Source organism: Nocardioides sp. Z21_20 (assembly GCF_059766585.1).
Window position 1 is genome coordinate 317,426 of record NZ_JCBAJX010000002.1, and the last position, 19,295, is coordinate 336,720.

At 73.5% G+C, this 19,295-nt stretch carries 14 protein-coding genes; 8 read left to right on the forward strand and 6 right to left on the reverse strand.

All coding sequences use genetic code 11. The features are described from left to right. Positions 1–37: 37 nt before the first annotated feature. Positions 38–1,657 (forward strand): YncE family protein, encoded by a 1,620-nt coding sequence (locus AC6EH9_RS05160; protein WP_498421210.1) that lies wholly within the window; start codon positions 38–40, stop codon positions 1,655–1,657. Between the two features lie 10 nt (positions 1,658–1,667). Here AC6EH9_RS05160 and AC6EH9_RS05165 read toward each other — a convergent pair whose 3' ends face one another. Further along, a complete protein-coding gene (locus AC6EH9_RS05165; RefSeq protein WP_498421211.1) occupies positions 1,668–2,834 on the reverse strand; it encodes a hypothetical protein in 1,167 nt (388 codons plus the stop codon). Between the two features lie 53 nt (positions 2,835–2,887). On the opposite strand from AC6EH9_RS05165, the gene AC6EH9_RS05170 reads away from it, so the two are divergent. The 3 genes from AC6EH9_RS05170 (at position 2,888) to AC6EH9_RS05180 (ending at position 5,400) form a co-directional block, all read left to right on the forward strand. After that, on the forward strand, positions 2,888–3,688 hold the full coding sequence (locus AC6EH9_RS05170) for a 3'(2'),5'-bisphosphate nucleotidase CysQ (RefSeq protein WP_498421212.1): 801 nt from the start codon (positions 2,888–2,890) through the stop codon (positions 3,686–3,688). A 69-nt stretch (positions 3,689–3,757) separates the two neighbouring features. Further along, complete coding sequence (locus tag AC6EH9_RS05175; protein ID WP_498421214.1) at positions 3,758–4,213, forward strand: Zn-ribbon domain-containing OB-fold protein; 456 nt, start codon at positions 3,758–3,760, stop codon at positions 4,211–4,213. Next, positions 4,210–5,400, forward strand: a complete 1,191-nt coding sequence (locus tag AC6EH9_RS05180) for a lipid-transfer protein (RefSeq protein WP_498421216.1) — start codon at positions 4,210–4,212, stop codon at positions 5,398–5,400. Before AC6EH9_RS05175 ends, AC6EH9_RS05180 begins: the two co-directional genes overlap by 4 nt. 7 nt (positions 5,401–5,407) lie before the next feature. On the opposite strand, the gene AC6EH9_RS05185 is transcribed toward AC6EH9_RS05180, so the two are convergent. Then, positions 5,408–6,916, reverse strand: a complete 1,509-nt coding sequence (locus AC6EH9_RS05185) for a SulP family inorganic anion transporter (protein WP_498421218.1) — start codon at positions 6,914–6,916, stop codon at positions 5,408–5,410. A gap of 211 nt (positions 6,917–7,127) precedes the next feature. On the opposite strand from AC6EH9_RS05185, the gene AC6EH9_RS05190 reads away from it, so the two are divergent. Beyond that, positions 7,128–7,811, forward strand: a complete 684-nt coding sequence (locus AC6EH9_RS05190; protein ID WP_498421220.1) for a helix-turn-helix transcriptional regulator — start codon at positions 7,128–7,130, stop codon at positions 7,809–7,811. Positions 7,812–7,820: 9 nt separating this feature from the next. Here the strand turns inward: AC6EH9_RS05190 and AC6EH9_RS05195 are convergent, their stop codons facing one another. Continuing rightward, positions 7,821–8,678, reverse strand: a complete 858-nt coding sequence (locus AC6EH9_RS05195; protein ID WP_498421222.1) for an LCP family protein — start codon at positions 8,676–8,678, stop codon at positions 7,821–7,823. Between the two features lie 291 nt (positions 8,679–8,969). Here AC6EH9_RS05195 and AC6EH9_RS05200 point away from each other — a divergent pair, with 291 nt between their 5' ends. Together AC6EH9_RS05200 and AC6EH9_RS05205 are read left to right on the forward strand one after the other, a co-directional pair. Continuing rightward, positions 8,970–9,575: a hypothetical protein gene (locus AC6EH9_RS05200; protein ID WP_498421224.1), complete on the forward strand. Its 606-nt coding sequence runs from the start codon at positions 8,970–8,972 to the stop codon at positions 9,573–9,575. A 123-nt stretch (positions 9,576–9,698) separates the two neighbouring features. After that, a complete protein-coding gene (locus AC6EH9_RS05205; RefSeq protein ID WP_498421226.1) occupies positions 9,699–13,019 on the forward strand; it encodes a LamG-like jellyroll fold domain-containing protein in 3,321 nt (1,106 codons plus the stop codon). 45 nt (positions 13,020–13,064) lie between these two features. Here the strand turns inward: AC6EH9_RS05205 and AC6EH9_RS05210 are convergent, their stop codons facing one another. From AC6EH9_RS05210 to AC6EH9_RS05220, 3 genes are read right to left on the reverse strand one after another with little or no spacing between them, the layout of a single operon-like run. Beyond that, positions 13,065–14,915, reverse strand: coding sequence for a right-handed parallel beta-helix repeat-containing protein (locus AC6EH9_RS05210; protein ID WP_498421228.1), 1,851 nt, complete (start codon positions 14,913–14,915; stop codon positions 13,065–13,067). Beyond that, positions 14,908–16,062 (reverse strand): GNAT family N-acetyltransferase, encoded by a 1,155-nt coding sequence (locus tag AC6EH9_RS05215; RefSeq protein ID WP_498421230.1) that lies wholly within the window; start codon positions 16,060–16,062, stop codon positions 14,908–14,910. Before AC6EH9_RS05215 ends, AC6EH9_RS05210 begins: the two co-directional genes overlap by 8 nt. Positions 16,063–16,082: 20 nt before the next feature. Further along, on the reverse strand, positions 16,083–17,606 hold the full coding sequence (locus tag AC6EH9_RS05220) for a glucosamine inositolphosphorylceramide transferase family protein (RefSeq protein WP_498421232.1): 1,524 nt from the start codon (positions 17,604–17,606) through the stop codon (positions 16,083–16,085). 185 nt (positions 17,607–17,791) lie between these two features. On the opposite strand from AC6EH9_RS05220, the gene AC6EH9_RS05225 reads away from it, so the two are divergent. Further along, positions 17,792–19,291: a tyrosine-protein kinase domain-containing protein gene (locus AC6EH9_RS05225; RefSeq protein WP_498421234.1), complete on the forward strand. Its 1,500-nt coding sequence runs from the start codon at positions 17,792–17,794 to the stop codon at positions 19,289–19,291. The last annotated feature ends 4 nt before the right edge of the window (positions 19,292–19,295 follow it).

Consider the following 19,295-nt stretch of genomic DNA (forward strand, 5'->3'; position numbering starts at 1 on the left):
CTCCCGACCGACCGACGCCCCGCAAGGAGGGATCCCCATGTCCCCGACCCCCTCGTCACCCCGACGACACCGCCTGCCCCTGGCCGCGCTCCTGGGCCTGGTCACGCTGCTGGGCGCGACCCTGCTGCCGGCCGCCCCAGCCACCGCCTACGACCCGGAGCACACCCTGATGCGGGGCAGCGCCTCCCCGATGGGCCAGACCAACGGCCCCGTCTGGGCCCTCGAGGTCGCGGGCGGGCGGATCTACGCCGGCGGCGCGTTCACCTCGACCCGTCCGGCCGGCGCCGCCGCCGGCAGCAGCGAGACCGGTCAGGCGCACCTGGCCGCCTTCGACGTCACCACCGGGGCGCCGCTCACCTCGTTCGCGCCGCGGCTCACCAACGACTACACGAACGGGCCCGCGACGGTGTTCGCGACCGCGCTCTCCCCGGACCGCCGCACCCTCTACGTGGGCGGTGACTTCAACCGCGTCGACGGGCAGAAGGCCGAGCACCTGGCGAAGTTCGACACCGCCACCGGGGCCTTCCTCGGCCAGGTCGGGTGGAACGGCGTGGACGGCACCGTGCGGGCGCTGGCGGTCTCCCCGGACGGCAACACCCTCTACGTGGGCGGCAACTTCAGCCGCGCCAACTGGACCACCCGGCGCGACGCCGCGGCCTTCGACCTGCGCGACAACAGCGTCACCGCCTGGGCGCCGGCGGTCACCGACAACGTCGTCAACGAGGCCCTGCGCGTCACCGCGCTCGCGGTCGCCGGCGGCGGCAACCGCGTCTTCCTCACCGGCACCTTCCGCAAGGTCAACGGCGTCGCCGCGCAGGGGTTCATGGCGGTCGACTCCACCACCGGTGCCAACGTCGCCGGCTGGCGCGCCGACTACCTGCTGGCCTCGACCAACTGGGGGACCTCGCTCGAGGTCGTCGGCAACACCGTCTACCTGGGCGCCCGCGACGACGTGGCCACCACCCTCGACCGCAAGGAGGGGGTGTACTCGCTGGAGACGAGCACCGGCGCGGTCAACTGGTACGCCCGGTGCTACGGCGACACCTTCGGGCTGCAGGTGATCGGCAACGACCTCTACGTCGCCTCCCACGCCCACGACTGCGCGGGCGCCGGCGGGATGCCGGAGACGGCACCGCGCACCTACCTGGCGATGCACGCCATCAACCGCACCACCGGCGTGGTCAAGCCGTACTTCGTGCAGACGGCCGGCAGCGCGAGCACCCCGGACACCCTGCTGCTCTCCCGGGCGCTGGCCAGCGACGGCACCCGGCTGGTGATGGGCGGCGGCTTCGCGCGGCTCAACGGCACCGCCCAGGCCAACCTGGCCCGCTTCGAGGCCGGCAGCGCGGCGCCTGAGCGCGCCGCGTGGCCCTCGGCGAAGAGCTGCTCGGGCTGTGCCTACGTGGACGTGTCGGTGCTCGAGGGGGCCGACCGCGACGACGTGAACCTTCGCTACGAGGTGTTCCGCGGCTGGGGCCTGAGCGCCCCGATCGCCGTGGTGAACCGCGAGTCCGCGCCGTACGCCACCCGGACGTTCACGATCCGCGACACCGGCGTGAAGGCCGGTCAGGAGGTCTTCTACCGGGTGCGGGTGAGCGACCCGGCGGGCAACCAGGTGCTCTCGGTGAGCTCGGCCTCGGTGGTGGTCGGACGCTGAGCCGGGGCCCTCATCGCGCGGCCCCGGGGGCGCCGTCCAGCAGGGCGTGGGCGTGGGCGGCGGAGGCGTCGTTGCCGGCGGCTGCCTGGCCGGCCCGGCGCACCATCATGTCCAACAGGAACAGCTCGGCCAGCAGCGAGGCGTGCGGCTCGTCGCGCGCAGCCCGGGCCGCGCCCGCGCGCAGGCGACGGGCCGCGCGTGCGGCAGGCACGCCGCGCACGCTGGTGTCGAAGGTGTAGCGCCAGTTCCACCGGTCCAGGCCGAGCGGCGCCATCCGGTGTGCGAACTCCCAGTCCCACAGCGCGAGCGACGCCGCGCCGGTCCAGGCCATGTTCCACGGCGACCAGTCGCCGTGGCGGACCCCGTGCGGCAGCTCGGTGTCGCCCCAGCGCTGCCGGGCTTCCTCGACCGCGGTGCGCACCGGCGCCCAGGCCGGGGGCAGGAGCGCGGCGTCGCCGACCAGGTCGGCCAGCCAGGGGGACTGCGCCAGCGTCAGCAGCCGTCTCGGCCGGGCGCTGACCATCGACTCCAGCCAGGGCCGGGTGCGAGCCTCGTGTCGCGGGCTCACCCGGCGTACGTCGTCGGGCAGCGGGTCGACGCCCAGCACCAGCGCCTCCCCCCACTCGGTGAGGAAGAGCGGGCGGGGCACCAGCAGCCCCGGCACCGGCCGGGTGGCGAAGTCGGCCAGGAAGTCGTGCTCGCGCAACAGCGCGGCGCGGTCGTCGCTGGCGACGACCTTGACGAAGGCGCGGGCGCGTCCGGCCCGGTCGCTGACGTTGAGGGTGACCCGCGAGCCGGGGCGGATGCCGGTGGAGAGGATCAGCGTCTCGGTGGTTCCCAGCGCGTCGGCGACGCTCTCCAGCAGCGTGCGTCCGCCCGGGGGCGGCGGCGCGTGCAGCAGGTTGCGTCCGGGGCGCTCGCGGGGCAGCCCGACCTGGACGGCGGTGGCGAGGCCGAGGCGCAGGACCCGCCGGGTGTCGGTGCGCAGGTGGTTGTAGCGGCGCAGGAGCCTGGCCCGGGCCGCGGGGGGCGCGTCCAGGGGCAGCAGGAAGCGTGGGTCGCCCAGGTGCGGCACCGCGATGTAGCGCTCGGCTCCGGCCGGGATCGCGCCGTCGCTCGGGCGCAGCCGGGTGCCCCCGGAACCGTCGGGCCAGACCAGCGCGGACAGCCGCTCCATCCGACCCCCTTGACCTCGGCGTGACTCGGCAGGGCCCAGGTTAGGGTGACCCGGTGACTTTCGCCCCCGGAACGCCTCCTGTCGAGGCCGCCACCAACGACCACGTCCTCGCCACCTGGCTCGCTACCGTCGCCGGAGAGCTGCTGCTCGAGGTGCGCGCGGAGGGCCTGGAGGGCAAGGAGCTCAAGGACGCCGGCGACCGCGCCGCCCACGAGCTGCTGATGCAGCTGCTGGCCGAGCACCGCCCCGCCGACAGCGTGCTGTCGGAGGAGGGCAAGGACGACAAGGCCCGGCTGAGCGCGCAGCGGGTCTGGATCATCGACCCGCTCGACGGGACCCGCGAGTTCTCCGAGGTCCCGCGCGAGGACTGGGCCGTCCACGTGGCGCTGTGGCAGCGCGACGAGCAGGGCTCGGACGCCGGCGAGCTGGTCGCCGGAGCCGTCGCCCAGCCGGCGCTCGGCGAGACCTTCACCACCGGCCGGCCCCCGGTCGTCCCCCCGCGTACCTCCGAGCGGCCGCGGATCGCGGTCTCGCGGACCCGCCCCCCGGCGTTCGTGCAGGCGCTGGCCCAGGAGCTGGACGCCGAGCTGGTCCCGATGGGCTCGGCCGGGGTGAAGATGATGGCCGTGGTGCGCGACCTCGCCGACGCCTACGTCCACGCCGGCGGGCAGTACGAGTGGGACTCCGCGGCGCCCGTCGCGGTGGCCCGGGCTGCGGGACTGTTCACCTCGCGCGTCGACGGCTCCCCGCTGGTCTACAACTGCGACGACGTGTCGCTGCCGGACCTGATCGTGTGCCGCCCCGAGCTGGCCGAGACCATCCTGGCCTTCGTCGCCGCGCACGGCACCGACTGAGCGGACCCGGCGTTCACCGAGCGGGATCGCGACCTGCCCGGCGGTCGCGATCGCGGCATACTCCGGGCCATGACTGCGACCCCTGCGATCGAGGGCTGGTTCACCACGGGTGACCGGCCCGCGCTGCTCGGCACCCGGTGCCGCGACTGCGGAACCGTCTACTTCCCCCGCGAGCAGGTCTTCTGCCGCAACCCCGGGTGCGCGGGGGAGGAGTTCGACGACTACGAGTTCGCGCGCACCGGCACCGTGTGGTCCTACACCGACGCGCAGTACCAGCCGCCGCCGCCCTACATCCCCGCCCACGACCCCTACGTGCCGTTCGCGATCGCCGCGGTCGAGCTCCCCGAGGGCATCGTGGTGCTGGGCCAGCTCGCCGACGGGTTCGGCGTCGACGACGTGCGGGTCGGCTCGCCGGTCGAGCTGGTCGTGGAGACCCTCTACACCGACGAGTCCGGGGAGCGCACCATCTGGCGCTGGAAGCCCGCCCCCGCAGCCGCACCGCAGACGACCGGAGGTCAGGCATGAGCAACGACGTCGCAGTGCTGGGTGTGGGCATGCACCCGTGGGGCAAGTGGGGCCGCTCCTTCGTGACCTACGGCGTGCACGCGGCGCGCGCCGCGCTCGCCGACGCCGGGGTGGACTGGCGAGACGTCGAGCTGGTCGTCGGGGGCGAGACCGTGCGCAACGGCTACGGCGGCTACGTCGCCGGCGCCACGTTCGCCCAGGCGCTGGGCTGGAACGGCGCCCGCGTCGCCACGTCGTACGCCGCGTGTGCGACGGGTGCGCAGGCGCTCGACACCGCCCGCTCGCGGATCCTGGCCGGTCAGTGCGAGGTCGCGCTGGTGGTCGGCGCCGACACCACCCCGAAGGGCTTCCTGGCCCCCAACGCCGGTGAGCGCTGGGACGACCCCGACTGGCTGCGCTTCCGGCTGGTCGGGATGACCAACCCGGCCTACTTCGCGCTCAACGCCCGCCGCCGGATGGACCTCTACGGCGCCACCCAGGCCGACTTCGCCGCGGTGAAGGTCAAGAACGCGCGGCACGGGCTGGCCAACCCCAACGCCCGCTACCGCAAGGAGGTCTCGGTCCAGGACGTGCTGAGCTCCGCCGTGGTCTCCGACCCGCTGCACCTGCTCGACATCTGCGCGACCTCCGACGGCGGTGCCGCGGTGGTGCTGACCTCGATGGACTACGCGCGCCGCCACGGGCTGGCCGACCCGGTCCGGATCCGGGCGATCTCCACGGTCACCCCGACCTTCCCGCAGACGATCATGGACATGCCGAACTTCTCCACCGACTCCGCCGCCACGGTCGCGGCGCCGGCGCGGACGTTCAAGGAGTCGATCGCCGACGCCGCCTACGAGGAGGCCGGGATCGGTCCCGAGGACGTCTCGGTGGCGGAGGTCTACGACCTGTCCACCGCGCTCGAGCTCGACTGGATCGAGGACATCGGCCTGTGCCCGCGCGGCGAGGCGGAGAAGCTGCTGCGGGCCGGCGAGACCACCATCGGCGGACGGATCCCGGTCAACCCCTCCGGCGGGCTGGCCTGCTTCGGCGAGGCGGTCCCGGCGCAGGCGCTGGCCCAGGTCTGTGAGCTCACCTGGCAGCTGCGCGGCCAGGCCGAGGGGCGTCAGGTCGAGGGCGCCCGGGTCGGCATCACCGCCAACCAGGGGCTCTTCGGGCACGGCTCCTCGGTGATCGTCTCCACCTGAGCCAGGGTCAGGGCAGTGCCCCGGTCAGCCGGCCGTGGCGCTCGGCGCTGGCCTCGTCGAGGCCGGTGATGGTGACGCGCTTGGCCTTGCGCTGGTACTTGGTGGTGATCGCGTCGAGCGCCGCCACGGTGGAGGCGTCCCAGATGTGCGCGTCGGCGAGGTCGATCACGACGCGGTCGGGGTCCTCGGCGTACCGGAACTGGGTGTAGAGGTCGTTGCTGGAGGCGAAGAACAGCTCGCCGGTGACCCGGTAGACGGCCGTGGGCCTGCCCTGCTCGTCCTCGACCAGCTCGCGCCGGGTCTCGGTGAGGTGCGCGACGCGCCGGGCGAAGAGCGTCATCGCGACCAGCACCCCGGCGATCACCCCGACCGCGAGGTTGTGGCTGAGGACGGTGACCAGGACGGTGGACACCATCACCGTGGTCTCCGACTTGGGCATCCGGCGCAGCGTCGCGGGCCGGACGGAGTGCCAGTCGAAGGTGGCGACCGAGACCATGATCATCACCGCGACCAGGGCTGCCATCGGGATCAGCGCGACCACGTCGCCCAGACCCACCACCAGGAACAGCAGGAAGACGCCGGCCAGGAACGTCGACAGCCGGGTACGCGCCCCGGAGGCCTTCACGTTGATCATCGTCTGCCCGATCATCGCGCAGCCGCCCATCCCGCCGAACAGGCCGGTGACCAGGTTGGCGGCCCCCTGCCCCCAGGCCTCACGGGTCTTGTCGGAGTGGGTGTCGGTGATGTCGTCGACGAGCTTGGCGGTGAGCAGCGACTCCAGCAGCCCGACGAGCGCCATCGCCAGCGCGTAGGGGGCGATGATCTCGAGGGTCTCCAGGGTGAGGGGGACGTCGGGCACGAAGAGCGTAGGCAGGCTGTCGGGCAGCTCGCCCTCGTCGCCCACGTCCGGCACCGAGATTCCGCCGACCAGGGTGAAGGCGGTGAGCGCCACGATGGCCACCAGCGGCGCCGGGACGACCGTGCTGACCCGCGGCAGGCCGACCAGCAGGGCGATGCCGACGCCGACCATCGGGTAGACCGGCCAGGGGACGTCGACCAGGTGGTCGATCTGGGACCCGAAGACGAGGATGGCCAGGGCGTTCACGAAGCCGACCATCACCGAGCGCGGAATGAAGCGCATCAGCCTGGCCACCCCGGCCAGCGCGAGCACGACCTGGATCACGCCGCCGAGCAGCACCGTGGCGATCAGGTAGTCGTAGCCGTGCTCGCGCATCACCGGTGCGATCACCAGGGCCACCGCGCCGGTGGCTGCCGAGATCATCGCGGGACGTCCGCCCAGGAACGAGATCGCCACGGCCATGGTGCACGACGCGAACAGGCCCACCCGCGGGTCCACCCCGGCGATGATCGAGAACGAGATCGCCTCGGGGATCAGGGCGAGCGCCACCACCAGCCCGGCGAGCACCTCGGTGCGCAGCAGCCGGGGTGATCCCAAGGCCTGCCTGACCGTGGGCTGCTCGGGCTGGGCGCGGTGGTCGAGGGGCGCGGCGGACATGGGCAAGCGGGACTCCGATGCAGAGGTGGGCGGCGAAAATCCTACGCATGGCCGGCGGGTGCCTCAGCATGGCCGACCAGGGCCGACCATCCCCAATTCTGGGTTTTCCTCCTCCTTCGCCGTGCGACGCCGACGGTGCGCGTCAGGCTGTCCATGGCTTGCGTCGTGCGAGGCCGCGCACATCCGGGAAGCGGGCTGACGATGGGTGAGGATGATGATCGATCCTGGCGAGGTCGGCCTGCGGGTGCTGATCGTGTCGCGTCTCTCGCTGGTCGCCGAGACCGTGGGCGCCGCCCTGGCCAGTCGCGGCGTCTCGGTGAGCCCGGTGCTGGCGGGGTTCGTGACCCCACCGGTGCTCACGCGGACCTGGCAGCGGACCCGCCCGGACGTCGTGGTGATCCTGGGTGAGCTGGACTCGGTCGAGGACGTGCAGCGGGTCTGCGCCTGGCTCGACGCGGCCCCCGGACCCAGCGTCGTGCTCACCTCGACCCCTCCGGGAAGTGGTTGGGGGGCCGCGCTGCGGGCGTCCGCGCGCGAGGTGCTCCCCGAGTCGACGGGGCTGGCCGATCTCGACGCCGTCCTCGCCGAGGTGGTCGCCGGCCGCCCGGTGATGGCGGAGGCGACCCGCGAGGAGCTGACAGGGGAGTGGGAGGCGGTCCGGGACGAGCGCGGTCGCCTCCTGGCGCAGATGGCGCTGCTCACCGCCCGCGAGCGCACGGTCCTGCGCCTGCTCTACGCCGGGGACAGCGTCACCTCGATCGCCGAGCTCTTCGGGGTCTCGCAGATGACGGTGCGCAGCCAGGTGGGCTCGATCCTCAGCAAGCTCGGGGTGCACTCGCAGCTGGGCGCGATCGCGCTGTACGCCGCGATGAAGCAGGGCCAGCAGCCGGGCTGAGCGCGGCGCTCAGCCCGGGGTGTTCGGACCGGGGGGGCTCGGCACGGTCTCGCCTACGGCGTCGTCGTCGCGCACCGCTGCCCACAGCCGGTGGCCGGCCTCCTGGTCGAGGCGCTTGGTACCGGTGGCTCGCCCGGGCACGACGGGAGCTGTGAAGTACTCCACGTCGGCGCCGTCGAGACCCCGCATCGACATGGCCAGCTCCAGCATCTGCTTGCTCGACCAGTCCTCGTCGACGCTGAGGTGGCCGGCGATGGCCTCCAGCTGCTGGCGCAGGTCGAGCAGGTCGAGGTCGGAGGAGGAGGCCAGGACCCGGGTCACCAGCTCCTCGATCAGTGCCTGCTGGCGCGTGGGGTCACGCAGCTCCTGAGGGTCGCCGAGGTCCACGCCGACCCCGTCCACGACCCCCTCCAGCCCCGTCCAGTCCAGGACCGCGAGGTGGTGCATCCGCACGTCGGTGATCGCCTCGACCGTCTCGATGGCCTCCGAGGGGGCCTCGCCGGAGACGGCGTCATCGACCGTGGTCACGCCCTCACCGTCGGGCGAGGCGGTCAGGGCGTCGTGCGGGATCGAGATCACCGAGACCCCCGAGCGGTCCCCCTCGATGTGCAGGACCATGATGCTGTCGGCGCTCTGGCCCGGCAGCCAGGCCAGGTTCTCCTGCTCGTCGTCCGCGCCGGCGCTGCCGATCATCAGGATGTTGATCGCCTCCGCGGCAGGTCCCTCGCTCGGCTGGGTGGGGCGGTCGTCGAGGCCGTCGAACACCCCTCCGATCCGCTCCACCCGGTTGCTCAGCTGGTGGTCGAGGTACAGCGCACCGGTGGTCGCGACGAGGGCGGCCAGCACTGCCAGGACGAACAGGGCCATGAGCGTCCTGCGTACCAGAGGATGCTCGCCGGGCCCTGCCGACGGGGTGGACCAGTGCATGGACGTACCTCTCAACCGTTGGAAGCGCAGGCCCGTGGCGCTGCCACTCACTGACGCACTCGCCCACGATCCGCAGTACGCCGAGCGGTTCGGGCCCCCGCCGCCGGACTTCCCCAATACGGGGGACCGCCGCCGCTCCCGGACCACCCGGACCCGGCGGGTCACCAGAATGCGAGCCGGTAGGGGACCGTGCACCCGCGTGCGTCTCGCCCCAGCGCCCAGGAGGCAAAGATGAGCGTCCCCGTGTCACCGCGTCGGCTGTCGTGGGTGGGCGCGATCGTCGTGGTCGCCGTGCTCGCCGTCCTGGCGGCGTTGCTCGTCACCCGCTCGTCGCCGTCCCCATCCCCGGCCGGGGCGCAGACCCCCGGCGCCGCCGGGACCTCGACGTCGCCGCAGCCCCGGCGCGCCTCGCTGAAGCCGGTGCCGGTGCGTCCGGTGCGGACCCTGGCCGCGGTCCCGATGGACGAGCCCGCGGACTTCGGGACAGGGGTGCGTCTGGTGGTGACCGGGGTCCAGGCGGTCCAGGGCCAGGCCCGCGGGCCCGGTGAGATCGCCGGCCCGGCCGTCCGCGTCGACCTCGAGCTGGTCAACGCGTCGGGGGAGCCGATCAGCCTCGACCACGTCGTGGTCGCGCTGGAGCACGGACGCGACCGGGTGCCGGCCTCTCCGCTCATCGGGCCGCCCACCCGCGCGCTGCGGGGCGAGCTAGCGGCTGGAGCCACCCAGCGTGCGACGTACGTCTACACCGTGCCCCCGGCCGGCCGCGAGGACCTGCGGATCGTGGCCAGCTACACCGGTGAGGCGCCGTCGGTGGCGCTCGTCGGCGCCGTGGGCTGATTCGCGGCACCCAATATGGGCGACGTCCTCACTCCTGGCCCCGGCAGGGCCGCCCCGCTGTCTAGGTTCCGCACCACCGGCGGCTCCCGGACGCGAGCTCGACACCGACAAGGGGTGGGGACATTGACCCAGCACAGGCACGACGAGGCGCCACGGCGCCGCACGACAGGAGTGCAACGCTGGGCGGTGCGCTGCCTGGCCCTGCTGATCGCGCTGAGCTCCGGGTGGATCGCCGCGTCCCCCGCCCCGGCGGACACGGCACCGCAGGACCCGAGCGATCCGCTCACCCCGGCGACGGTGTCGGCCGACGCCCTGCCGACGGCACAGATCGACGGTGTGGTCTGGTCCCAGGCGATGGTCGGCAACCGCGTCTACGCCGGCGGCAGCTTCAGCACCGCCCGGCCCGCCGGCTCCTCGTCCGGGGGCGTCACCCGCAACAACATGCTCGCCTTCGACGTCACCACCGGTGCCCTGTCGACCTCGTTCGCCCCTTCCTTCAACGCGCAGGTGCGCGCCGTGGCCGTCTCCCCGGACAACACCCGCGTCTACGTCGGCGGTGACTTCACCTCGGTGGACGGCGTCACCCGACGGCGCGTCGCGGCGTTCAACGCGGGCACCGGCGCCCTGATCTCGTCCTTCGCCCCGCCGGTGAACTACGACGTCAGCGCCATCGTGGCCACCAACGAGACCGTCTACGTGGGCGGCAGCTTCAGCGGTGTGGGCACCCAGAACCGCAGCAACCTGGCGGCCTTCCGGGCCTCCGACGGCGCGCTGCTGGACTGGGCACCCACCACGACCGGAGGCTACGTCTGGGCGATGACCCTCAACCAGGCCGGCACGAAGCTGGTCGTGGGAGGCTCGTTCACGGCCCTCAACGGCTCCTCGACCCCCGGCTACGGCCTCGGCATGGTCGACGCCATCACCGGGGCGAGCCTGCCGTTCGAGACCAACGACCACGTCCGCAACGGCACCGCCGACGGCGCGATCACCACCCTCACCAGCGACGGCGACAACGTCTACGGGGGCGGCTACACCTACGGTCGCAGCGGCGGGACCTGGGAGGGCACCTTCGCCGCCTCGTGGGACGACGGCAAGGTGTCCTGGCTGGCCGACTGCCACGGCGACACCTACTCCCTGCACGCCCAGGGCGATGTCGTCTACGCGGCCAGCCACACCCACTACTGCGAGAACATCGACGCGATCCGCCAGGGCGCCGGCAACGTCGGCAGCTACCCCTACTTCCGGGGCATCGCGTTCGCGAAGCAGCCCTCCGGGCAGAAGGTCACCTGGGAGCCGGACCAGGGCCGCTACTACAGCTTCGAGGGACTGCCGGCGGCGTCGATGCTGACCTGGTACCCCGCCCTCAACACCGGCAGCTACACCGGCCAGTTCCAGGGCCCCTGGAGCGTCACCGGCAACCGCGACTACATCGTGATGGGCGGTGAGTTCACCCGGGTGAACGGCCAGGCCCAGCAGGGGCTGGTCCGCTTCGCCACCCCCGCGATCGCTCCCAACGACCGCGGCCCGAGCCTGTTCAGCACCACCTACCCGCTCAACGTCACCTCGACCGAGGCGGGAAAGGCACGCATCAACTGGACCTCCAACGAGGACACCGACAACGAGTACCTCACCTACCGGGTCTACCGCGACACCCAGAACGCGGCGGGCCTGATCCACACCCGATCGGTGCGGGCCAGGTGGTGGAACCACTTCGGGATGGGCCTGAGCGACAGCGGGCTGGCGCCGGGGTCGACGCACCAGTACCGGGTCAGCGTCACCGACCCCTTCGGCAACGTCGCCAACTCGCCGTGGACGCCGGTCACGGTCGCCGCCTCCGGGACCGACAGCGCCTACGTCAAGGCGGTCCAGGCCAGCGAGCCGACCCACTACTGGCGCTTCGGCGAGGGCAGCGGCACCACTGCCGCGGACTCGGCCGGGTTCCGGCCGCTGACCACGACCGCCGACGTCACCCGCGGGGTGCCGGGGCCCCTGGCCGGCGACACCTCCGACAGCGCCGCCCGGTTCCCCGGGACCACCGCGACCCGGGCCAACTCCTCGGTCCAGGACAGCCCGCCGGACGTGTTCACGATCGAGGGCTGGTTCCGCACGACGTCGGTGACCGGTGGGAAGATCGTCGGGCGCGGCAACCGCGTCGACCGCAACTCCAGCAAGGTGGACCGCCACCTGTACCTGACCGACTCCGGGCAGGTGGTCTTCGGCGTCAAGCCGAACGCCACGCGACAGGTGGTCAGCAGCGCTGCCGGGCTCAACGACGGGCAGTGGCACCACGCGGCCGCGACGCTCTCCCCGGCCGGGATGAGGCTCTACGTGGACGGCGCTCTCGCCGGCGAGCGGGCCGACGTCACCGTCGGGGAGCACCTGGCGCTGGGCTACTGGCGGGTCGGGGGCGACACCCTGACCAACTGGCCCTCGGCACCCACCAGCGCGTTCCTCGCCGGTGACATCGACGAGGTCGCGGTGTACAAGCGGGCGCTGCCCGCGGCCGAGATCCGAGGCCACTGGACCGCTGCGGCCGGTACGCCGAACCAGCCCCCGACCGCCTCCTTCACCTCCTCGGCGCAGGACCTGGAGCTGTCGGTGAGCTCGACCTCGAGCGACGCCGACGGGACGATCGCCGGGCACGCGTGGAGCTTCGGGGACGGGACCACGGCCAGCACGGCGAACGCGACCCACGAGTACGCCGCGGCGGGCACCTATCAGGTCTCGCTGACCGTCACCGACGACAAGGGCGCCACCGCGACCACGTCGCGGTCGGTCACGGTCACCGAAGCCCCCGCACCGTCGGCCCTGGCCGCCGACTCCTTCGCGCGCTCGGTGAGCGGAGGTTGGGGCAGCGCCGAGATCGGCGGCGCCTGGGTCAGGTCGGGCACCGCCACCAACTTCTCGGTGAGCGAGGGGCAGGGCCGGATCCGGATGGGCACCGCCGGCAGCGGGCCGGGCATGACGCTCCCCGGGGTGTCGACCACGGCCGCGGACGTGACGGCGCGCCTGGGGGCCGACAAGGCGGCCACCGGAGGTGGCACGTACCTCACCGTGCAGCCACGCACGGTGGCCGGCGACTCCTACCACGCCATGGTGAGGCTGCTGGCGAACGGTAGCGTCTCCCTGACGCTGGGCCGCACGGTCGCCGGCACGGAGACCACCCTGCAGACGCGGGCCGTAACCGGCCTCACGGCGGCGGCCGGCCAGCTGCTGCAGGTCCGGGTCCAGGCGGTGGGCACCTCGCCGACCACCCTGCGCGCGAAGGTCTGGGCGGTCGGCTCGCCCGAGCCCTCGGCGTGGACCGGCTCGGTCACCGACACCTCGGCCACCCTGCAGTCGGCGGGCGGAGTCGGCCTGCGCACCTATCTCTCCGGGTCGGCGACCAATGCTCCGGTGGTGGGCCTGTTCGATGACCTGAGGGTGGAGACCGCGACTCCCTGAACGAGGGCGTCAGCAGGGCCCGGCCGGTGCTCCGGCCGGGCCCTGTCACCTGCGCGGCGGGGGCGTGAGCCAGGCACCCAGGTGGCGTCCGCGCCGGCGGCCGAGGAGGTCGCCCACGTCCCGGGGCAGGCGCCGCGCCAGCAGCGGCATCGCGCGGACGACCCACACGCTGGCCGCCATCGTCGCGGTCACCGCGCTGCGCCCGACCAGCTCGAGGTGTCGGCGCTCGTTGCCGGTCGCGTTGCGGAAGTCGGCGATCGTGCGGAAGGCGGCGGGGTCGCCGGCGCCCTGCGACCAGACGACGGCCCAGGGCGGCCGGTTCGCGGTCGGTCGCTGGTAGACGTTGCCGTCGGTGACCACGCCCAGCTGGCCCGCGGAGAAGCGCTCGGAGTAGTCCTCCACGCACAGCAGGCACAGCGCCGAGCGCCGGGCACTCGCCAGGATGTTGTTGTGCACCGCCACCGGCCCCAGCCGCCAGGTCATCGTGGGGTCGGGGAAGGGCTGGCGCGGGTCCCGCCCGATGGACTCCGGTGAGTCCGGCTGGCGCGGGTCCTGGACCAGGTTCAGGGTCCGCCCGTTCCCGACGAGCGTGTTGTTCCACAGCGCCACGTCCTGGGTGTTGTTGACCTTGATCCCGTCGCCGCCGTTGCCGGTGATCAGGCTGTCCGCGACGAGAGCGCGCGCGGAGATCTCCAGCGACAGCCCATGGCGCGCGTTGTCCCGCATCGTGGTGTCGATCACCCGGATGTCGCTGGAGGACTCGTCGAACCACAGCCCGGTGCCCGCGTTGGACACCAGCGCGCTGCCCCGCACGAGGACACGGCGGCTGCGGCCGACCTTGACGCCGCCGGCCACCGGGGAGGTGTTGAAGCCCTCGGTGTTGTTGCGTCGCGACCGGAGCCGCACCACGCGCAACCCGTCGGCGTACGTCGCGCTCATCCCGAGCATGCCGTTCCTCGCGGTGGTGACGTCGCGCACCCGCACCCCTGCGGCCATCACGTGGAGCCCCGTCGTCGCGTTCTCGCGGATCACCATGTCGCGCAGGGTCACCCTGCCGGCCTCGACGGTGACGGCGCCCATCTGCGGCACCGAGGGGGCGAAGCGGCGTACGCCGAGGCCGACGACGCGGGTGCCGGCCGCCTGGATGCTGAGGGCGCGGTTGAGGACCGAGGCGCGCACCCGGTGGCCCCGCGGTGGGCTACCCAGGTGGAGCACGTCCGCGGCGTCGTCGACGAAGAAGCTCCCGGGGCGCAGCTCCTGCACCGACCCGACCTGGCGCTGGGGGACCCCGTCGATCCACACCTGGTCCGGGTGGGCCGCCATCGGCCTGGCCGGGTCGATGAACGACCAGCCCTCCTCGGTGTTGTCCGGGGCACCCTCGATGTAGGTGGGACTGGAGTCGAACTCCGGCTCCCAGCCCTCGTGCGCGAACCCGTACGGCGTGCGCTGCCAGCCGCGCACGATCCGGCTGCCGTCGAGCCAGACCCGCTCTCCGGGTGCTGCCCGGATCCGCAGCGGCTTCCCCCTCGGGATGTCCACCCGCTCGGGGTAGACACCGCGGCGCACGAGGATGGCCTCGCCCGGCTGCGCCCGGTCGACGGCTGCGGCGATGGTGCGCAGCGGGTCGGCCCGGGTGCCGCGGGCGTGCACGCGGCCCTGCGGGGAGACGTGCAGGGTGCGCCCCGGCCCGTCGAGCCTGGCCGTCGTGTCGGCGGCGACGACGGGTGAACGTGGCGTGGGTGTCCAGGCTGGTTCGGGTGCGCCGGCCGGCGCCTCGGGTCCGGGAGCCGAGGACAGCAGGAGGGCGGTGAGCAGCAGCGGCGAGGCCCGGATCGCGGCGCGCGGCAGCCCGGAGCGCGGCGGCTCGACCGCTGCCGCGTCACCCGGGTCAGGCATGGCCTGCGGCGGGGATGGCCCGGCGGCGCCCCGGCAGGCGCAGGCTCGGGAGGCGCCGCGCCACGGCGAGGGCGCGCTTCGCGTGCCGCCGGGCCGTCGTGTCCAGGTCCAGGGCGGCGGCGGCGGCCAGACCCACCGGCGTGGCGGCGCGGCGCACCGCGTACATCGGCGTCGCGTGCGCACCCAGCTCGCTCTTGTAGCTCTCGTCGCCGACGGTCAGGTCGAAGGTGTGCCGCCCGGCCTCGATCGCGCGCGAGACCAGCTCCTCGACGATGATCAGGCCCAGGCAGTAGTTGCGCAGCCGGGCGAAGTCGTAGCCCACCACGAGGAAGAGGTGGCGCTGCTCGTCGACCAGGTCCAGGGAGACGGCCGCCACGCTGTCGCCGACGGTGAGTGCGCTCATCGCGACCGGCCCGCCGTGGGTGAGGCTGTCCACGGCGACCTGACGGTAGAAGGCGAAGCCGCCCGGGTCCTGCACGAGGTCGATCCCGTGGCGCTCGGCGAAGCGGTCGCGTCGGAACCGCTGCAGGTCGGCCATCAGCTCCGGGACCCGGGCCGGGTCGCTGACCTGGGTCAGCTGCACGGCTCCCTTGGGGCGCAGCCGCTTGCGCTTGCGGTCGAGGTGGCGGACGAGCTTGGGATCGAGTGCCTGGCTGCGCCACTGCTGGTGGGTCGCGGGCAGCGAGATGGCGTGGGAGTCGTAGCGGTGCCGGCGGGTGGTGCGCGCCGAGAGCAGGCAGGCGGCCTCGTCCGGGGAGCCGGGCAGCCGCTCCAGGAGCAGGAGGTCGAAGCGGCCCAGGCACGAGCGGATCGAGTCCCGCACCTGCGGGTCGGCCAGCAGGGCGTGACGGTGCGCGCGGTGCAGGACCGGCGCGACGTAGTCGCAGACGCCGAGGTCGGCGAACTCCACGCGCCGTACGCCGCGGCGCCGGCGCGACAGCAGGGGCAGGACGCCCACCAGGACACCCTCGCAGCGCATGGTCACCACCAGGGGGGTGGCAGCCCGGTGTGGTGCCAGGGTCCGGTAGACGGCGCCGATCCAGGTGGGGTGCTGGAAGAGGGTGGCGCCCGACTGGTCGAACAGCTCGGCGTACTCGACGGATCCGAAGTCCAGGTCGTCCTCGCGGGCGACGACGTAGCTGGGCATTGCTGCCTCCTCCTGGGGCTTCACCAAAGGCGTGCGGAGAGCGCCGAGCCGTCGATGCACTCCAGGCGGCCGGCGCGGTTGACGGTGTGCAGCCGGCGTCCGGGCCACGGGGGCCCGGGCTCGAACCGGGTGAGCACCCGCTGCGCGAACGTGTCCTCGTCGAGCGCGGTGATCTCGGCGATGGCGAGCGCCGCGCCGTAGCCTCGCGAGCAGTCCTGCACCGGGCGGAGCAGGCGTCCCTCGCGCTGCACCACCCGCCCCGCGGGGCGGGCCGAGGCGATGTCGAGGAGCACGGGGCTGCGCCGGTGCGGCGTCCAGGGGCCGACCAGGTGCGGGGCGTGCCACAGGTGCAGGGTGTCGGACCACGAGCCGGCGTGGCGCACGGTCGCCGCCAGCCACCACCGGCCCCCGTGCTGGAACGGCGTGGCGTCGCTGGCCTCGACGCCCTCGATCAGCACCCTCTCGCGCACCCAGCGGTCCGGGAAGCCCACCGCCCGGTAGAGCTCCACGGTGCCGGCTGCGGAGGTCTCCGGGATCATCCACAGCTCACCCTGGTCGGCCAGCACGTGCGGGTAGGACAGGTGCACGTCGTGGCTCAGCACCGGACGCGGCGTCGCCGGCGTGCCGCCCTCGTCGAGCTGGGTCACCGAGATGACCCCGCGCCCGATGCGGTGGTCGTAGTCCTCCACGAAGAGGTGGGTCACGCCGTCGACCAGGATCGGGAACGGGTCGGCGTAGAAGTGGTGCCCGTCGTCGGGCAGCGTCCGCCAGCCGCCCGGGAGCGCGGGGGGGAGGTCGAGCAGGTCGGGCCCGTCCACCACCCGCCAGCCGACCCTCCAGTGTGGGGTCCGGTAGAGCGCGCGATAGGCGCTGCGGACCGCCGTGCCGCCCACCACGCGCAGCGCACGCGGGACCAGCTGCTGCGCGCGCTCGCTCGGCGGCGCCGCCACCGCGGGGTCGTCCGCCGTCGCGGATCCCTCAAGCTGTGCGCTGTCCGCCTCCACGCGCAGGCGGTTGCCCAGCACGGCCTGGGTCACCAGCGTCACCACGCCGGCGAGTACGTCGTCGAGGGCCGCGGAGACGACCCCGGGACGCTCGCTGCCGGGGCGGGCCTCGGCCACCGTGGTGCCGTCGTCGGCGCGCAGCGCCACCACGGGGAACCGCCCGGCGCCGAGCGCGGGCAGCAGCGCCGCGGTGCCCGGGACGCCGTCGACCAGCAGCCGCCAGCAGGGCTGGTCCGGGCGGCGCGCGGTGCCCACCAGGTCGACCGTGAGCCGGTCCCAGGGCGAGGGGTCCTGCTCGAGCACGGCCACCGGCGCCGCCGACTCGGGCGGCAGGGAGTGGGTTGCGGTCTCGGCCCCGCGGGCCGCGGTCAGGCCGTGCAGGCGCCGCTCCAACCGCACCGTGGCCGAGGACAGCGGGGCAGCCCGCCCGCTGTCGATCCAGACCACGCGGACGGTGACGCCGGCCCTGCGGACCGAGGTGACCAGGTCGCGGTGCCAGCCGGACAGATGCGCCGGATCCAGCAACAGCTCCACATGCATCGGCGCACCCTTCTCGCGTAGAGGGCCACTGTGCGGGCCGCGCCGCCCGGCGGGGGACCGCGGCGCCGGGGACACCTCAAATTGGTGATATCGCCCCGTGGGGGCCGGGTCGGGGGCTCGGGGTGGGCGAGCCTCGTCCAGGCGGCTCTCTGCGGGCCGCCCGACACCGAACCTTGGGGGGCTCAGTGACTTTCACCGATTACGTGGTCGTGCTGCAGCGGCGCTGGCGCGTCTGGGGCACCTGCCTCGCGCTCGGCCTGCTGGTGGCCGCCGCGCTCAGCATGACCGCGCAGGTGCAGTACACCGCGCAGTCGCGCTCGTTCGTCACGGTCGCCGAGCGCAGCGGGAGCCAGGGCGAGATCTTCCAGGGGTCGCAGTTCGCCGTCCAGCGGGTGCGCTCCTACGCGCCTCTGGCGGAGAGCCCGCGGGTGCTGGAGCCCGTGCTCGAGGAGTTCGACCTGGACCTCAGCACCCGACAGCTGGCCGAGAAGGTGTCGGTCTCCAGCGAGCCCGAGACGGTGCTCATCCACGTGTCGGTGACCGACCCCGACCCGGTGGTGGCCATGGAGCTGTCGAACGCGATCTCCGTGCAGATGGGGGTCGTGATCGAGGCGCTCGAGGTCGCCCAGGCCACGAACGTCTCCAACGTCCGGGTGTCCCTGGCACAGCCGGCCGAGGTGCCCGCCCAGCCCTCCTCGCCCAAGGTGCCGCTCAACCTGCTGCTCGGCCTGGTGGGCGGGCTCTCCGTCGGCTTCGTCCTGGCGGTGATCCGTCAGCACCTCGATCGCCGGGTCAAGAGCGGCGAGGACGTGCGTGAGCTGACCGGGATGTCGGCTCTGGGCACCACCGTGCGCGAGCGCCGGGCGGCGCGTCGCCCCCTGGTCACCCTGGACTGGCGCTCGGTCAGCGCCGAGCGCTACCGGACCATCCGCACCGCCCTCAAGTTCGCGACCGTCGATCGCGAGCTGGGTCACTTCGCCATCACCTCGGCCCTCGCGGGGGAGGGCAAGACCACGGTGGCCTGCAACCTGGCGGTCAGCTGGGCGCAGGGCGGAGCCTCGGTCTGCCTGGTCGAGGCGGACATGCGCCGCCCCGGAGCCGCCGCGGTCTTCGGCATCGAGGGCGTCCTGGGGCTCTCCGACGTCCTCGTCGGCGAGACCACCCTGGACAAGGTCCTGCTCCCGTGGAACCACGGCACCCTGAGCGTGCTGCCCGCCGGGTCGCTGCCGCCCGACCCGACGGCGCTGCTGGGATCCTCGGCGATGCAGTCGCTCATCTCCCACCTGCGTCAGCGCTTCGACGTGGTGATCTACGACTGCCCGCCGGTGCTCTCGGTCACCGACGTCCTCGTGCTGGGCAGGCACACCGACGGCGCGGTCCTGGTGATCGGGGCCGGCACGACCACGGGCAACCAGGTCACCCAGGCGATGGAGGCTCTGCGCAGCGCGCGGGTCCCGGTGCTCGGCACCGTCCTCAACGCCGAGCGGCTCGGTCGCGGGACGCCCGAGCACGACTACCGGTCCCGGATCTCGCTCGACAGGGTCGAGCTCTCCCCGCTCTCGACCGCCCGGCAACCCAGCCCCGCCGTCCAGAACGAGCCCGAGGTGACCGAGCCGGTTGCGGAGGCGCCGCGAGCAGCCGAGGAGCCGACAGGCGACAAGCGGGGGCCGGAGGCGGCCGCCTAGGCGG

Coding starts and splice junctions, on each gene's coding strand:
- AC6EH9_RS05165 (WP_498421211.1), bottom strand. CDS start 2,834: ATGGAGCGGCTGTCCGCGCTGGTCTGGCCCGACGGTTCCGGGGGCACC.
- AC6EH9_RS05195 (WP_498421222.1), bottom strand. CDS start 8,678: ATGGCCCTGTTCGTCCTGGCAGTGCTGGCCGCCCTCGTCGCGACCACC.
- AC6EH9_RS05180 (WP_498421216.1), top strand. CDS start 4,210: ATGAGCAACGACGTCGCAGTGCTGGGTGTGGGCATGCACCCGTGGGGC.
- AC6EH9_RS05185 (WP_498421218.1), bottom strand. CDS start 6,916: ATGTCCGCCGCGCCCCTCGACCACCGCGCCCAGCCCGAGCAGCCCACG.
- AC6EH9_RS05160 (WP_498421210.1), top strand. CDS start 38: ATGTCCCCGACCCCCTCGTCACCCCGACGACACCGCCTGCCCCTGGCC.
- AC6EH9_RS05200 (WP_498421224.1), top strand. CDS start 8,970: ATGAGCGTCCCCGTGTCACCGCGTCGGCTGTCGTGGGTGGGCGCGATC.
- AC6EH9_RS05210 (WP_498421228.1), bottom strand. CDS start 14,915: ATGCCTGACCCGGGTGACGCGGCAGCGGTCGAGCCGCCGCGCTCCGGG.
- AC6EH9_RS05175 (WP_498421214.1), top strand. CDS start 3,758: ATGACTGCGACCCCTGCGATCGAGGGCTGGTTCACCACGGGTGACCGG.
- AC6EH9_RS05215 (WP_498421230.1), bottom strand. CDS start 16,062: ATGCCCAGCTACGTCGTCGCCCGCGAGGACGACCTGGACTTCGGATCC.
- AC6EH9_RS05190 (WP_498421220.1), top strand. CDS start 7,128: ATGATGATCGATCCTGGCGAGGTCGGCCTGCGGGTGCTGATCGTGTCG.
- AC6EH9_RS05220 (WP_498421232.1), bottom strand. CDS start 17,606: ATGCATGTGGAGCTGTTGCTGGATCCGGCGCATCTGTCCGGCTGGCAC.